16 protein-coding genes are annotated in these 13,209 nt (G+C 65.2%); 13 read left to right on the top strand and 3 right to left on the bottom strand.

Going from position 1 to position 13,209, the window contains the following annotated elements; genetic code table 11:
- Positions 1-15 precede the first annotated feature (15 nt).
- From E0501_RS11205 to E0501_RS11190, 4 genes are read left to right on the top strand one after another with little or no spacing between them, the layout of a single operon-like run.
- Entirely contained in the window at positions 16-993 is a 978-nt protein-coding gene (locus E0501_RS11205; protein WP_137701445.1) for an ABC transporter permease, read from the top strand.
- On the top strand, positions 990-1,859 hold the full coding sequence (locus E0501_RS11200) for an ABC transporter permease (protein ID WP_137701444.1): 870 nt from the start codon (positions 990-992) through the stop codon (positions 1,857-1,859). The genes E0501_RS11205 and E0501_RS11200 overlap by 4 nt, the downstream gene beginning before the upstream one ends.
- Complete coding sequence (locus tag E0501_RS11195) at positions 1,859-2,833, top strand: ABC transporter ATP-binding protein (RefSeq protein WP_137701443.1); 975 nt, start codon at positions 1,859-1,861, stop codon at positions 2,831-2,833. The genes E0501_RS11200 and E0501_RS11195 overlap by 1 nt, the downstream gene beginning before the upstream one ends.
- Positions 2,830-3,810, top strand: a complete 981-nt coding sequence (locus tag E0501_RS11190) for an ABC transporter ATP-binding protein (protein WP_137701442.1) — start codon at positions 2,830-2,832, stop codon at positions 3,808-3,810. Before E0501_RS11195 ends, E0501_RS11190 begins: the two co-directional genes overlap by 4 nt.
- A 203-nt stretch (positions 3,811-4,013) precedes the next feature.
- Here E0501_RS11190 and E0501_RS11185 read toward each other — a convergent pair whose 3' ends face one another.
- On the bottom strand, positions 4,014-4,463 hold the full coding sequence (locus E0501_RS11185) for a nucleoside deaminase (RefSeq protein WP_137701441.1): 450 nt from the start codon (positions 4,461-4,463) through the stop codon (positions 4,014-4,016).
- Positions 4,464-4,515: 52 nt separating this feature from the next.
- On the opposite strand from E0501_RS11185, the gene E0501_RS11180 reads away from it, so the two are divergent.
- The 7 genes from E0501_RS11180 (at position 4,516) to E0501_RS11150 (ending at position 11,632) form a co-directional block, all read left to right on the top strand.
- A complete protein-coding gene (locus tag E0501_RS11180; protein ID WP_137701440.1) occupies positions 4,516-5,328 on the top strand; it encodes a pseudouridine synthase in 813 nt (270 codons plus the stop codon).
- A gap of 214 nt (positions 5,329-5,542) precedes the next feature.
- Positions 5,543-6,424, top strand: a complete 882-nt coding sequence (locus E0501_RS11175) for a 5-bromo-4-chloroindolyl phosphate hydrolysis family protein (protein WP_137701439.1) — start codon at positions 5,543-5,545, stop codon at positions 6,422-6,424.
- 13 nt (positions 6,425-6,437) lie between these two features.
- Complete coding sequence (locus tag E0501_RS11170; RefSeq protein WP_137701438.1) at positions 6,438-7,640, top strand: toxic anion resistance protein; 1,203 nt, start codon at positions 6,438-6,440, stop codon at positions 7,638-7,640.
- A gap of 74 nt (positions 7,641-7,714) precedes the next feature.
- A complete protein-coding gene (locus E0501_RS11165; RefSeq protein ID WP_137701821.1) occupies positions 7,715-8,611 on the top strand; it encodes a DUF2927 domain-containing protein in 897 nt (298 codons plus the stop codon).
- 20 nt (positions 8,612-8,631) lie between these two features.
- Positions 8,632-9,765 (top strand): SPFH domain-containing protein, encoded by a 1,134-nt coding sequence (locus E0501_RS11160; protein WP_137701437.1) that lies wholly within the window; start codon positions 8,632-8,634, stop codon positions 9,763-9,765.
- 68 nt (positions 9,766-9,833) lie between these two features.
- Complete coding sequence (locus E0501_RS11155) at positions 9,834-10,961, top strand: TFIIB-type zinc finger domain-containing protein (RefSeq protein WP_137701436.1); 1,128 nt, start codon at positions 9,834-9,836, stop codon at positions 10,959-10,961.
- On the top strand, positions 10,958-11,632 hold the full coding sequence (locus E0501_RS11150) for a nitroreductase (protein WP_137701435.1): 675 nt from the start codon (positions 10,958-10,960) through the stop codon (positions 11,630-11,632). The genes E0501_RS11155 and E0501_RS11150 overlap by 4 nt, the downstream gene beginning before the upstream one ends.
- 48 nt (positions 11,633-11,680) lie before the next feature.
- Here E0501_RS11150 and E0501_RS11145 read toward each other — a convergent pair whose 3' ends face one another.
- A complete protein-coding gene (locus tag E0501_RS11145; protein ID WP_137701434.1) occupies positions 11,681-12,097 on the bottom strand; it encodes an Hsp20/alpha crystallin family protein in 417 nt (138 codons plus the stop codon).
- A 96-nt stretch (positions 12,098-12,193) separates the two neighbouring features.
- Here E0501_RS11145 and dtd point away from each other — a divergent pair, with 96 nt between their 5' ends.
- The gene (dtd, locus tag E0501_RS11140; RefSeq protein WP_137701433.1) at positions 12,194-12,631 is read left to right on the top strand and encodes a D-aminoacyl-tRNA deacylase; all 438 of its coding nucleotides are present in this window, start codon (positions 12,194-12,196) and stop codon (positions 12,629-12,631) included.
- Positions 12,632-12,670: 39 nt separating this feature from the next.
- On the opposite strand, the gene E0501_RS21150 is transcribed toward dtd, so the two are convergent.
- On the bottom strand, positions 12,671-12,916 hold the full coding sequence (locus tag E0501_RS21150; RefSeq protein WP_170222771.1) for a hypothetical protein: 246 nt from the start codon (positions 12,914-12,916) through the stop codon (positions 12,671-12,673).
- Between E0501_RS21150 and E0501_RS11135 the strand changes: the two genes are divergently transcribed.
- The gene (locus tag E0501_RS11135; protein WP_235857816.1) at positions 12,908-13,147 is read left to right on the top strand and encodes a proline racemase family protein; all 240 of its coding nucleotides are present in this window, start codon (positions 12,908-12,910) and stop codon (positions 13,145-13,147) included. The genes E0501_RS21150 and E0501_RS11135 overlap by 9 nt on opposite strands.
- Positions 13,148-13,209: the final 62 nt, after the last annotated feature.

Here is a 13,209-nt window from a genome sequence, read left to right as displayed (position 1 = left end):
CTCCGAGGCAACGCAATGTCGAGCTCCTATCTTCTGCGCCGTGTCGGCTATGGGCTTCTGCTCATGCTTGGCGTGGTTGTCCTGAACTTCCTGCTCATCCGCCTTGCCCCCGGTGATCCGGCCGTGGTGATCGCCGGCGAAATGGGCGGCGCGACCGAGGAGATGCTGGAGAGCATCCGCGAGGAATACGGGCTGAACAAACCCGTTCTGGTGCAACTCTGGATCTATGTCGCAGGCGTCGCTCAGGGCAATCTGGGCGAAAGCTTCTTCTTCAACCAGCCGGTGGCGAAACTCATCGCCGACCGGATCGGCCCGACCATCCTGCTGGTCGTCACCGCGCAGCTGATGTCGATCGCCTTGGGCGTTTTCCTGGGTGTTCTGGCCGCGCGCAAACCTAACGGGGTGATGTCGGCCTTCGTCTCGGTCTTTGCCACGATCGGCTATGCCGTGCCGGTCTTCTGGACGGGAATCATGCTGATCATCCTCTTTGCATCCTCTTTCCCGATCTTCCCGGTCGAAGGCATGCAATCGGTCAAGCTGCGCGATGCCGCCTGGTACGTGCAAACCGCCGACGTGCTGCACCACCTCATCCTGCCCGCCTTCACGCTGGCCATCATCTATCTCGCACAATACGCCCGGCTCTCCCGCGCCTCCATGCTCGAGGTGCTGGGCTCCGATTACATCCGCACCGCGCGGGCCAAAGGCGCCCCGGAAAAATCGGTGCTTTTCAAACACGCGCTGCGCAACGCGGCCCTTCCCATCCTCACCGTGGCCGGCCTGCAGTTCGGCAACCTCATCTCAGGCGCGCTTCTGGTTGAAACCGTGTTCAACTGGCCGGGAATGGGCCGGCTGGCCTTCGACTCGATCCTACGCCGCGATTATCCCACCATCATGGGCGTGCTGTTCTTCGCCTCGGCCATGGTGGTCGTCGCCAACATCCTCACCGATATCTCCTATCGCTGGGCCGATCCCCGGCTGAGAGGCAAATCATGACCGACACGCCCGACTACAAGGCCGAAAGCCCCGCCCTCGAAGCCTGGCGCATGTTCCGTCGGAATATCCCGGCACTTTGCGGCGTAGCCATGCTCACCGTGATCGTTCTGGCGACGCTCTATGGCACTTTCTTCTATTCCGGCGATCCGTTCGATGTGGTCTGGGCCCCGCATGAACCACCCGGCGCCACGCCCGAGTTTCCTCTCGGCACCGACTATCTCGGGCGCAACATCGTCGCCGGCATGCTCACGGGTGGCGGCCCCACGCTCGCTGTCGGCGCCGCCGCCGCCGCCATCACCATGGTGATCGGCATCTCGCTCGGCGCGCTGGCGGGTTACTACGGCGGCTGGGTCGATAACCTCCTGATGCGGATCACCGAGTTTTTCCAGGTCCTGCCGGCGCTCCTCTTCGCCATGGTCCTGGTCACGCTCTTCTCGCCCTCGCTCTGGACGATCGCCATTGCCATCGGGGTTGTCTCGTGGCCGCAGACCGCGCGTCTGACGCGGGCCGAGTTTCTCAAGATCAAGGAGCTGGAATACGTCACCGCCGCCCGGGCCATCGGCGCGCGCAACAAGCGCATCATCTGGAAGGTGATCCTGCCCAACGCCATGCCACCGCTCATCGTTTCGGCCACGCTCACCATCGGCGTCGCCATCCTGTTCGAGGCCGGTCTTTCCTTCCTCGGCCTCGGCGATCCCAACGTAATGAGCTGGGGCCTGATGATCGGCGCGAACCGCGAATACATCCTCGATGCCTGGTGGCCGGTGACCTTCCCGGGCCTCGCCATCTTCTTTACCGTTTTCGCGGTCTCGCTCATCGGCGATGGCCTCAACGACGCCTTCAACCCGAAACTGAGAGAACGGTGATGACGGCGCTTCTGGAAATCGAAGACCTCAAGGTCACTTTCAACACCCGCTACGGGCAGGTCACCGCGCTCGATGGCGTCTCGCTGCATGTCAACGCAGGTGAAACCCTGGGCGTGGTGGGCGAATCGGGCTGCGGCAAGTCGATTACCGCGCTCGCCACCATGGGCCTCATCCCCATGCCGCCCGGCCGTATCGCCGGCGGCTCGATCCGGCTTTCCGGCGAAGAACTGGTGGGCGCCAACCCGTCTCGCCTGCGCGCCCTGCGCGGCGCCGACATCGCGATGATCTTCCAGGAGCCGATGACGTCGCTCAACCCCGTTTTCACCGTTGGCGACCAGATCGCCGAGGCGATCATGCTGCACCAGAAGGTCAGCCCCGATCAGGCGTTCAAGGATGCCGTGGCACTGCTTGACCGGGTCGGCATCCCTTCGCCGGATGCCCGCGCCCGCGACTACCCGCACCAGCTTTCGGGCGGGATGCGCCAGCGGGTGATGATCGCCATGGCCGTTTCCTGCCGGCCCAAGGTGCTGATCGCCGATGAACCCACGACCGCGCTCGATGTGACGGTGCAGGCGCAGATTTTCGACCTGCTCAATGAAATCCAGCGTGATTTCGGCGCCGCCATCATCCTCATCACGCATGACATGGGCGCGATCAGCGAAATGGCCGACCGCGTCGCTGTGATGTATGCCGGTCGCGTCATCGAAGAGGCCGGCGCCGACGACGTGCTCGACCACCCGCAGCATCCCTATTCCCGCGGCCTGATCGACTGCATTCCCGCGCTCGGCCGCGAAGATCATGCGCTCAAGGAAATTCCAGGCGTTGTGCCGCCCTTGCATCTCCTGGGCGATGGCTGCGCCTTTGCGGATCGCTGCGAACACGCCAATGACCGCTGCCGCCGTGAAAAACCGCTGCTGGCCGCGCATGGTCACCACCCCGCGGCCTGTCACGGGGTCGAGGAGGGCCGGATATGAGCACGCTACTCGACGTTCGCGACCTGACCGTGCGTTTCGCCTTGCCGCGCAAGGGCTTTTTCGGCCCGCGCCCCTATCTCGAAGCGGTGCGGCAGGTCTCCTTCTCGCTCGAAAAGGGCCGTGCCCTTGGCATCGTGGGGGAATCCGGCTCTGGCAAGACCACCACCGCCATGGCCGCCATCCGCCTGACCGAGGCCGCCTCGGGCCAGGTCCTCTTCGAGGGGCAGGACCTGCTGTCGCTCGGCGACGAAGAAATGCGCGCGCAGCGCCGCGATGTGCAACTGATCTTCCAGGACCCCTACAGCTCGCTCAACCCGCGCGCCCGCGTCGCCGACATCGTGCGCGAACCGATGGACCTGATGGGCCTTGGCACTATGGAAGAGCGCAATGCCCGCGTGCGCGAGCTGTTCCAGCTTGTCGGCCTGCGCCCCGATCAGCTCAATCTCTTCCCGCACCAGTTCTCGGGCGGCCAGCGTCAGCGGATTTCCATCGCCCGCGCGCTGACCACCAACCCGAAACTGCTGGTCTGCGACGAGCCAGTCTCGGCGCTCGACGTGGCGATCCAGGCGCAGATCCTGAACCTCCTGGCGAAACTGAAAACCGAGCTTGGCCTCAGCTATCTTTTCATCTCCCACGACCTCGGCGTTGTGCGCCATGTCTGCGATGACGTGGCGGTGATGTATCTTGGCAAGATCGTCGAACAGGGCTCGCGCGCCGCACTCTTCGACGCGCCCCAGCACCCTTACACGCAGGCCCTGCTGGCCGCCGCGCCCTCTCTTGCCCGGCGCAAGTCCAAGGGCTACGTGCGCCCGCTGAAAATATCGGGCGATCCGCCCAGCCCGATCAACCCGCCCAGGGGCTGCGCCTTCGCCGACCGCTGCCCCAAGGCACAGGACATCTGCCGCCAGACCCAGCCGATGCTGGAAGAGACAGGCGGCACCCGCGTCGCCTGCCACTTCCCCGGGCCTGCCGCGTAATAAGCCCTGCGACTTAATCTGCCTGAACGACACCCGGGCAGACATGCAATCTCGCGCAGCTCGCTCTTTCTTGGGCCAAATACTCCCGTCGGGGGCATCCGCCGGTTGACTGGTGGCGCAGTGCAGGCGCCCCCGCGCCCCAAGCCCCCTCGCGGGACCGGGGTGGGCGGGTGGGCGGGCCCCCGAGGGGGCGGCGCCTCGGATCAGCGCTTCTGCAAGAAGAAATCCCTCAGCAACTCCGCCGCCTCGCGCGCCGCGATCCCTTCGTAAACCTCGGGCACGTGGTGGCACTGGGAATGTGTGAAAACCCGCGCACCGTGCTCCACGCCACCGCTCTTCGGGTCCGAGGCTCCATAGTAGAGCCGCCGGATTCGCGCGGCCGAAATCGCCGTGGCGCACATCGCGCAGGGCTCCAGCGTCACGTAAAGGTCATGCCCTGTCAGCCGCTCGCTTCCCAGTTCGGCGCAACGCGCCCGGATCACCAGGATCTCGGCATGCGCGGTGGGATCGCTCAACTCGCGCGTGCGGTTGCCCGCACGGGCAACGATCCGGCCCTCGGGCGACACCAGCACTGCGCCCACCGGCACCTCGCCGCGCGCGGCGGCCGCGCGCGCCTCATCCAGCGCTGCCGTCATGAACCCATTGAATTCCATGCCTCCCCCATAGCCCCTTCCGCAAGCTGCGCCAATCCGCTATTGCCCAGCCATGAACGCCAAGACCCCTCCCGGCGACCGGATCGCCAAGGTCATCGCCCGCGCGGGCCTCGCCTCGCGCCGCGAGGCCGAACGCATGATCGAACAGGGCCGTGTCACCGTGAACGGCACCGTCATCACCCGCGCCGCCCTGAACGTGACCGCGCGCGATCGCATCACCGTCGACGGCAAGCCGCTCGATGCGCCCGAACCGCCGCGTCTCTGGCTCTATCACAAGCCCGCCGGCCTCGTGACCACCACCCGCGATCCCGAAGGCCGCCCGACCATCTTCGACGACCTGCCCGAGGATCTGCCCCGCGTTCACACCGTCGGCCGGCTCGATCTCAATTCCGAGGGGCTTTTGCTGCTGACCAACGATGGCGGCATCAAGCGGCGGCTCGAATTGCCCTCGACAGGCTGGCTGCGCCGTTACCGCGTTCGGATGAAGGGCAAACCCACCGATGCCACGTTCGATCCGCTGCGCGAAGGCATCACCATCGACGGCGAAAACTTCCAGCCGATGACCGTTACGCTCGATCGTCAGCAAGGCGCCAATGCCTGGGCGACGGTCGCGATCCGCGAAGGAAAAAACCGCGAGATCCGCCGCGCGATGGAGGCGATTGGCCTGACCGTGAACCGGCTCATCCGCGTGTCCTACGGGCCGTTTCAGCTCGGCAACCTGAAACCCGGCGAGGTGCAGGAGGTGCGCGCGCGCGTTCTGCGCGACCAACTGGGCATCGACGGTGAGGACAAGGAGGCGCCGCCCAACCGGCCCAAACCGCAGCGCCGCCGCAAACCCGGCCCCGGACCGGGGCCACGGCGCTGATCGTGTCCGGCGGGTATCGCCGCCCTGCGCAAATCCCCGCCAAGCGGTAAAAACCGCCTGAATCTTCCCCCTAGCGCCTCGCTGCCCCTTCCCATAAGTTGTTTAAGGTAATCGTGGGGTTGCTGGGATTCATGTCTGAAACCGGTCTGCAGAAGCTGGCATTCGTGCTGCTTGTCATACTTATCCTCTATGTCTCCATCGCGGGGGGCGTATGATGGCGCAGCGCTATGGCGGCAAACACAGCCCCGAAACCAAGCCCTCGACCAGCGGCAGTTATCGCGGCGCAACCCGCACGCGCGCCGGCGGGCGGGTCAACTTCCTGTTTCTCGCGCCCCTGCCGCTGATCTGGAACGCCTTCGGCAATGGTCCCGTCGTCATGGCACTGACGCTCGGGGCTCTCGCGCTGCTGCTCCTGGCGGCCTGGCTCACCCGTGACGGGCTCGTCGCGCAAGAGGCCTACGATGCGCGCAAAATCGCCCGCCGCCCCGCCATCCCGCGCAAGATACTGGGCTCGCTGCTCACCGGGATCGGCCTGGCGATTGCCTCCTTCGCCATCAAGGGCGGCATGGTCGAGCCTGTTCTTTACGGCATCATCGGCACCGTCCTGCATTTTGCCGCCTTCGGCCCCGACCCGATGAAAAACAAGGGCATGGAAGGCATCGACGAGTTCCAGACCGACCGCGTGGCGCGGCTTGTCGAACAGGCCGAAGGCCACCTCAAGGCCATGTCCGAGGCGATCCGACGCACCGGCGACCGCGAGGTCGAAGCCCGCGTCGACAGTTTCCAGCGCGAAGTGCGCGATCTCCTGCGCACGGTCGAGGAAGACCCGCGCGACCTGACCGCCGCGCGCAAATACATGTCGGTCTACCTGCAGGGTGCCCGCGATGCCTCGGTCAAGTTCGCCGACATCTTCGCGCGCAACCACGATGTGCAGGCGCGTGCCGACTACCTGACCCTGCTGTCCGATCTTGAAGAAGGCTTTTCCGCCAAGACCAAAACCCTGCTCCTTGATGACCACAGCGATCTGACCGTGGAAATCGAGGTCCTGCGCGACCGGTTGCAACGCGAAGGCATCCGGCTCGCCAACAACCAGTAAAGAGGACATCCCCATGTCGACACAGATCCAGAAACAAGCCGAGGACGCGCTGGCCCTCGTCGAAGAGGTCAACGCCGTGATCCTGCCCGAACCGGCCCCGGCCGAAGAGGTCGTGCCGCTGGCCAAGGCCGATGCCGCGGTATCGAAGGAAATCACCGCCCGCATGGCCGAGCTCGACATGTCCGACACCGGCTCGATCGTCAATTTCGGCTCTGCTGCCCAGGCCGAGTTGCAGGAAATCAGCCAGGCCATGCTCGCCGATGTGCGCAACAAGGATGTCGGCCCCGCCGGCGACAGCCTGCGCGACATCGTCACCACGATCCGCGGCTTCTCGGTGTCCGAGCTCGACGTGCGCCGCAAACGCACCTGGTGGGAGCGCCTCCTGGGCCGCGCCGCGCCCTTCGCCAAGTTCACCGCGCGGTTCGAAACCGTGCAGGGCCAGATCGACAAGATCACCGACAACCTGCTGAAGCACGAGCATACGCTCCTGAAGGACATCAAGTCACTCGATATGCTCTACGAGAAGACGCTGACCTTCTATGACGAACTGGCACTCTACATCGCCGCGGGCGAGGAAAAACTGCGTGTCCTCGACGAAGAGGAAATTCCCGCCAAGGAGGCCCAGGTGCAGGCCGCCGCCGAAAACGACCAGGTCATGGAAGCGCAGGAGCTGCGCGACCTGCGCGCCGCGCGTGATGACCTCGAACGCCGGGTGCATGACCTGAAACTCACCCGCCAGGTCACCATGCAGTCTCTGCCCTCGATCCGCCTCGTTCAGGAAAACGACAAGAGCCTTGTGACCAAGATCAACTCGACTCTGGTGAACACCGTGCCGCTGTGGGAAACCCAGCTAGCGCAGGCCGTCACCATCCAGCGCAGCGCCGAGGCCGCGGCCGCCGTGCGCGAAGCCAATGACCTGACCAACGAGCTGCTCACCTCGAACGCCAGGAACCTGCGCGAGTCGAACAAGATGATCCGCGAGGAAATGGAGCGCGGCGTTTTCGACATCGAAGCGGTGAAACAGGCCAATGCCGACCTGATCGCCACGATCGAGGAAAGCCTGCAGATCGCCGACGAAGGCAAGGCCCGCCGCGCCGCCGCCGAAGAGGATCTCAAGAAGATGGAGCACGAACTGCGCGACACGCTCGCCGCCGCGAAGGCCCGCAAGACGGGTCTGGGCGACACCGCCGGCACTTCCGTGCCCGGCGCGAGCTGAGCCCGGTGCGGCGCAGAACCATACCGGCGCGTGCGGTGCTGGCCCTTTGCGGGCTGGCGCTGCTCTCGGCCTGCATGGCCACCACGCCCACGCTCAAACCGCAGTCCCGTCCGGCGGGCCTGGTCAAGCCGCAGGCCCAGCCGCCCGTCGCCTCCGGCCCCTCCCAGCGCTCGCAGGCATTGCAAACCTACTATGCCCGCGTGCAGGCCGATCTTCTGGCCCAGGGCCTCATGCGCACCGATGGCGGCGGGCCCGATACCCGGTTCGACACCGACGATCTCGTGCGCAATTTCGAGGCCATCGCCTTTCACGATGAACACGCCCGCGGCTCGCTCAGCCGCGCCAGTGGCATCGCCGGCGCCCTGCATCGCTGGATCGGCCCGGTGCGCATGCGGGCCGATTTCGGCCCCTCCGTCCCGCAGGCGAAGCGCGAAAAAGACAGCGCCACCATCTCATCCTACGCCGCACGCCTGGCCCGTGTAACCGGCCACCCGATCGGTATCACCCGCTCGGCCTCGGCCAATTTCCACGTCCTCGTGGCCAGCTACGACGACACCGATTACGTGCTGAACCGGGTCCGCCAGATCGCCCCCAACATTTCGAGTTCGGCGCTTTCTGTCTTCCGCGACCTTCCGCGCCCGATCCACTGCCTGGTGCTCGCGTTCCCCTCGGAAAGGGACGACAACGCCTACCAGCTCGCCATTGCGCTGATCCGCTCCGAACACCCCGACATGATGCGTGTCGCCTGCGTGCACGAAGAGCTGGCCCAGGGCCTGGGCCTCGCCAACGACAGCCCCCAGGCCCGCCCGTCGATCTTCAACGACGATGACGAATTCGCCTTTCTCACCACGCATGACGAAATGCTTCTGAAAATGCTCTACGACCGGCGCCTTCAGCCCGGCATGCGCTTCGAAACGGCCCGCCCGATCATCCAACAGATCGCCGCCGAACTGACCGGCAACAATTCCTGACGACCCTGGGAGACATAGACATGGGTATCCTCGATTTCCTCACCGGCGAATTCATCGACGTCATCCACTGGACCGACGACACCCGTGATACGATGGTCTGGCGGTTCGAGCGCGAAGACCACGAGATCAAGTATGGCGCCAAGCTGACCGTGCGCGAAGGCCAGGCCGCCGTCTTCGTCCACGAAGGCCAGCTCGCCGATGTCTTCACCCCCGGTCTCTACATGCTCGAGACCAACAACATGCCGATCCTGACCACGCTCAACCATTGGGATCACGGCTTCCAGTCCCCCTTCAAATCCGAGATCTACTTCGTCAACACCACGCGGTTCAACGATCTGAAATGGGGCACCAAGAACCCGATCATCGTGCGCGATCCCGAATTTGGGCCCGTGCGGCTGCGCGCCTACGGCACCTACACGGTGCGTGTCTCGGACCCCGCGAAATTCCTGGTCGAGATCGTCGGCACCGATGGCGAATTCACCATGGACGAGATCAGCTACCAGATCCGCAACATCATCGTGCAGGAGTTTTCCCGCACCCTTGCGCGCGCCGGCATCCCCGTGCTCGACATGGCCGCCAACACCCGCGAGCTGGGCCAGCTCGTCGCGCGCGATATTGCCCCCACGCTGGCCGATTACGGGCTCGAGATGCCTGAACTCTACATCGAGAACATCTCGCTGCCCGAAGCGGTCGAAAAGGTGCTCGACAAGCGCACCTCGATGGGCGTCGTCGGCGATCTGTCGAACTACATGCAGTTCCAGGCGGCCGAGGCCCTGGGCCGCGACGGCGCTGGCGCGGCCGCGTTGCAGACTGGAATGGGCGCGGCGATCGGCATGCAGATGGGCGCGCAGGCTGGCCCCTGGGGCGCCCGTCCCATGGCACAGGCCGCCCCGCAAATGACCGCCCCGGCCCAGCCCGCCGCCATAGCCCCGCCGCCTCCGCCGCCCGTCGAACATGTCTGGCACATCGCCGAAAACGGCGAGACCCGGGGACCTTTCTCCAAGGCCTCGATGGGCCGCATGGCCGCCGAAGGCGCCCTGACCCGCGACACACATGTCTGGACCCCGGGCCAGGACGGCTGGAAACGCGCGGGCGAGGTGGCCGAGCTGGCGCAGCTCTTCACCATCCTGCCGCCACCGCCCCCGGGCGCCTGACCCGGCTAATTCCCGGGACAAGGTGCTTCATCTTGCCCCAAATACTCCCGCCGGAGGCATGAAATCTCATGGCCCAGACCCCGCCCCCCGCACCCGCGGTAACCGAGGAAAGCCACCGCTTCCCCTGCCCCCAATGCGGCGCAGATTACCGCTTTGCGCCGGGGCTGGGCAAACTGGTCTGCGACCATTGCGGCCACGAGGCCCCGATCGAAGGTGATGGCTTTCACGCCCACCCGATCAAGGAGCTTGATTTCCGCGCCGGGCTCGATGCCGAATTGCCCAGCCACGACATCGAGGAAACCCGCGTTTCCCAATGCCCCAATTGCGGCGCGCAGGTGGAATTCGATCCCGACACCCATGCCGCCGAATGCCCCTTCTGCGCCACGCCCGTGGTCACCGATACCGGCACCCACCGCCATATCAAGCCGCGCGGCGTGCTGCCCTTCGCGCTCACCGAACGCGATGCCAAAAAGGCGATGACCGACTGGCTCGGCCGGCTCTGGTTCGCACCGAACGGTCTGCAGGAATACGCCCGCAAGGGCCGCAGCATGCAGGGCATCTACGTGCCCTACTGGACCTTCGATGCTGACACCAAATCGCGCTACTCGGGCGAACGCGGGACCATCTACTACGAAACCCGCATGGTCATGCGCGATGGCAAGCGCGTGCAGGAGCGGGTGCAGAAAATCCGCTGGACGCCCGTGTCGGGCCGCGTTGCGCGCTGGTTCGACGATATCCTCGTGCTCGCCTCGCGCAGCCTGCCCAAACGCTTCACCGACGCGCTCGAACCCTGGGATCTGGCCGCGCTGGAACCCTACCGCCCCGAATACCTCGCCGGGTTCCGGGCCGAAGGCTACCAGGTGGAACTGGCCGAAGGCTATGGCGAAGCCCGAGACCACATGGCCCGCGTCATCGAACGCGACGTGAAATTCGACATCGGTGGCGACCGCCAGCGCATCCACGACATCGACACCACGGTCTCGGACGTCACCTTCAAACACGTGCTGCTGCCCGTGTGGCTGGCGGCCTACAAGTACCGCGGCAAGACCTACCGCTTCGTCGTCAATGGCCGCACCGGCCGGGTGCAGGGCGAACGGCCCTGGTCGGTCTGGAAAATCACCTTCGCCGTCATCCTCGGCCTCATCGCCGCCGGGGCCATCGGCTATCTCATCGCACTCAACCAGGGGGCCCTATGACCGCCTTCGACACGCTCACCGACATCCTGACCTCGCGCTATTCCTGCCGCGCATTCAAATCCGATCCGGTGCCGCGCGCCACCGTGGAACAGATCGTCACCGCCGCCGGCCGCGTGCCCAGCTGGTGCAATGCCCAGCCCTGGCAGGTCCTCGTCACCTCCGGGGATGAGACCGACCGCTTCCGCGAGGCGCTTTTCGCCCAAGCCGCCTCGAACAGCTCCCAGCCCGATCTCGACTGGCCCAGGCAATATACCGGTCTCTACAAGGATCGCCGCCGCACCTGCGGCTGGCAGCTCTACGAGGCCGTGGGCATCGAGAAGGGCGACCGGGAAGGCTCGGGCCGGCAGATGATGGAAAACTTCCGCCTTTTCGGCGCGCCCCATGTGGCGATCATCACCTCCGAGGCCGATCTCGGCACCTATGGCGTGATGGATTGCGGCGGGTTCATCACCGCTTTCTGCCTCGCGGCGCAGGCGCTTGGCGTCGCCACGATCCCGCAGGCGGCGGTGGCAGGGCACGGCCGCTTCGTGCACGAATTCTTCGGCATTCCCGACAACCGGCTCGTGCTCGCCGCCATCTCCTTCGGCTATGAGGACGCCGACCACCCCGCCAACGCCTTCCGCACCGAACGCGCGCCGCTGGGCGAAGTGCTGGAGTGGCGCGAAGGTTAAGCCGGCAAACCGGCCCCGGGGTCCATCGCCCGGGGCCAGCGTGGCGCTCTACCCGCGCCGGATCTGCACCTTCTTGGCCTCAGGGCTCTCCGCCGCCCGCTTGGGCACGGTGATCGTCAGGACCCCATCCTTCAGATGCGCCTCCACCTTGCCGTCATCGGCATCCTCCGGCAGGCGGAACGAGCGTGAAAACGCCCCGTATTGCCGCTCCGAAAAGAACCAGGTCTCGCCCTTCTCCTCGCGCTCGGCAGTCTTCTCGCCCTTCACGCTGACCACCCCGGAATTGACCGAGATATCGATGTCCTTTTCCTCGACGCCCGGCAGTTCCATGGTAATGCGATAGGCATCCTCGGTGGAACTCGCATCCGAGGCCGGCGCCAGCCAGTCCGCAACCCGCGCGCCGAAGTTGCGCAGCGGTTCGTAAATCGAGGGCCACAGGCCCGCCGTATGTGATTTCTCAACCATTGTGGGCACTCCTTTCCATGTCTACAGGTCGAATTCTAAAACCGGCCGCGATCCGCTGCATTGATTTCGGCCAAATCCGAACAGAAAGGATGCCCGATGCGCGCATTGCTTCAACGTGTCACCGAAGCCTCCGTCACCGTCGACGGACAGATCATCGGCCAGACCGGGCCGGGCCTTCTGATCCTCGTCTGCGCCATGCAGGGCGATAGCGAGGCGCAGGCCGAACAGCTGGCCACGAAAATCTCGAAACTGCGCATCTTCACCGATGACGCCGGCAAGATGAACCGCTCCGTGCTCGATACCGGCGGTTCGGCCCTGGTGGTTTCGCAATTCACGCTGGCGGCCGATACCTCGCGCGGGAATCGCCCGGGGTTTTCCACGGCCGCCGCGCCTGCCGACGGCGAACGGCTTTACCTGCATTTCGCCCGCCACCTCGCGGCACTGGGCGTACCGGCCGAGACGGGCCAGTTCGGCGCCGACATGAAGGTGCGTCTGCTCAATGATGGGCCGGTCACGATCTGGATGGAGAGTTGAGCGGGCGGCTCTTTCCAGCCGCCCGCCCAGTCATCACATTCAGACAAAGATGAAGTCATCCACATCCAGTTGGTGAAGCCGGGTTCCCTTGAGCTTCAGGCTATCATCTTCGCCCAGATCGAACACGACGCTGCCGCGCTTGTGCTCCGCGTGCTGCATCAGGTCTTCGAAACTGTCGATGCCTTTGACATCCAGCGTGATCACATCACCATACGACGGCGCCCCGAAGAACCAGCCGCACCCATGCCAGGAGCCCCAGATTCCGGTGTCGAAGTCGTGGATCACGTCGTTGCCATCGCCGCTACGGAAGACAAAGTTGTCCTGCCCCTGTCCACCCCACAGGCGATCGGCACCACCTTCACCGGCCGCATCGAGGAGATCACGCAGATCGGTCCCTACCCGGCCATCGTGCCCACGATCTCGGGCCAGGGCTGGATCACCGGCATGGCCAATAGCATGATCGACCCCACCGATCCGCTGGGCGCGGGCTTTACCGTCTCCGATCTCTGGGCCTGACGCGCCACTCGCTCTTTCTTGGTGAAAATACTCATTGGCCCACCGGTCGCGGCAGCCCCAAC

This window comes from Marimonas lutisalis (assembly GCF_005434965.1).
Lineage (GTDB): Bacteria > Pseudomonadota > Alphaproteobacteria > Rhodobacterales > Rhodobacteraceae > Marimonas_A > Marimonas_A lutisalis.
The sequence above is the reverse complement of the archived record's forward strand: the minus strand, read 5'-3'. Positions and strand labels throughout refer to the sequence as shown.

Excerpts from the sequence above, each read along its gene's own strand:
- E0501_RS11160 (WP_137701437.1), top strand. The coding sequence starts at position 8,632 with ATGGGTATCCTCGATTTCCTCACCGGCGAATTCATCGACGTCATCCAC.
- E0501_RS11165 (WP_137701821.1), top strand. The coding sequence starts at position 7,715 with ATGGCCACCACGCCCACGCTCAAACCGCAGTCCCGTCCGGCGGGCCTG.
- dtd (WP_137701433.1), top strand. The coding sequence starts at position 12,194 with ATGCGCGCATTGCTTCAACGTGTCACCGAAGCCTCCGTCACCGTCGAC.
- E0501_RS11205 (WP_137701445.1), top strand. The coding sequence starts at position 16 with ATGTCGAGCTCCTATCTTCTGCGCCGTGTCGGCTATGGGCTTCTGCTC.
- E0501_RS11190 (WP_137701442.1), top strand. The coding sequence starts at position 2,830 with ATGAGCACGCTACTCGACGTTCGCGACCTGACCGTGCGTTTCGCCTTG.
- E0501_RS11145 (WP_137701434.1), bottom strand. The coding sequence starts at position 12,097 with ATGGTTGAGAAATCACATACGGCGGGCCTGTGGCCCTCGATTTACGAA.
- E0501_RS11175 (WP_137701439.1), top strand. The coding sequence starts at position 5,543 with ATGGCGCAGCGCTATGGCGGCAAACACAGCCCCGAAACCAAGCCCTCG.
- E0501_RS11170 (WP_137701438.1), top strand. The coding sequence starts at position 6,438 with ATGTCGACACAGATCCAGAAACAAGCCGAGGACGCGCTGGCCCTCGTC.
- E0501_RS11185 (WP_137701441.1), bottom strand. The coding sequence starts at position 4,463 with ATGGAATTCAATGGGTTCATGACGGCAGCGCTGGATGAGGCGCGCGCG.
- E0501_RS11200 (WP_137701444.1), top strand. The coding sequence starts at position 990 with ATGACCGACACGCCCGACTACAAGGCCGAAAGCCCCGCCCTCGAAGCC.
- E0501_RS11150 (WP_137701435.1), top strand. The coding sequence starts at position 10,958 with ATGACCGCCTTCGACACGCTCACCGACATCCTGACCTCGCGCTATTCC.
- E0501_RS11195 (WP_137701443.1), top strand. The coding sequence starts at position 1,859 with ATGACGGCGCTTCTGGAAATCGAAGACCTCAAGGTCACTTTCAACACC.
- E0501_RS11155 (WP_137701436.1), top strand. The coding sequence starts at position 9,834 with ATGGCCCAGACCCCGCCCCCCGCACCCGCGGTAACCGAGGAAAGCCAC.
- E0501_RS11180 (WP_137701440.1), top strand. The coding sequence starts at position 4,516 with ATGAACGCCAAGACCCCTCCCGGCGACCGGATCGCCAAGGTCATCGCC.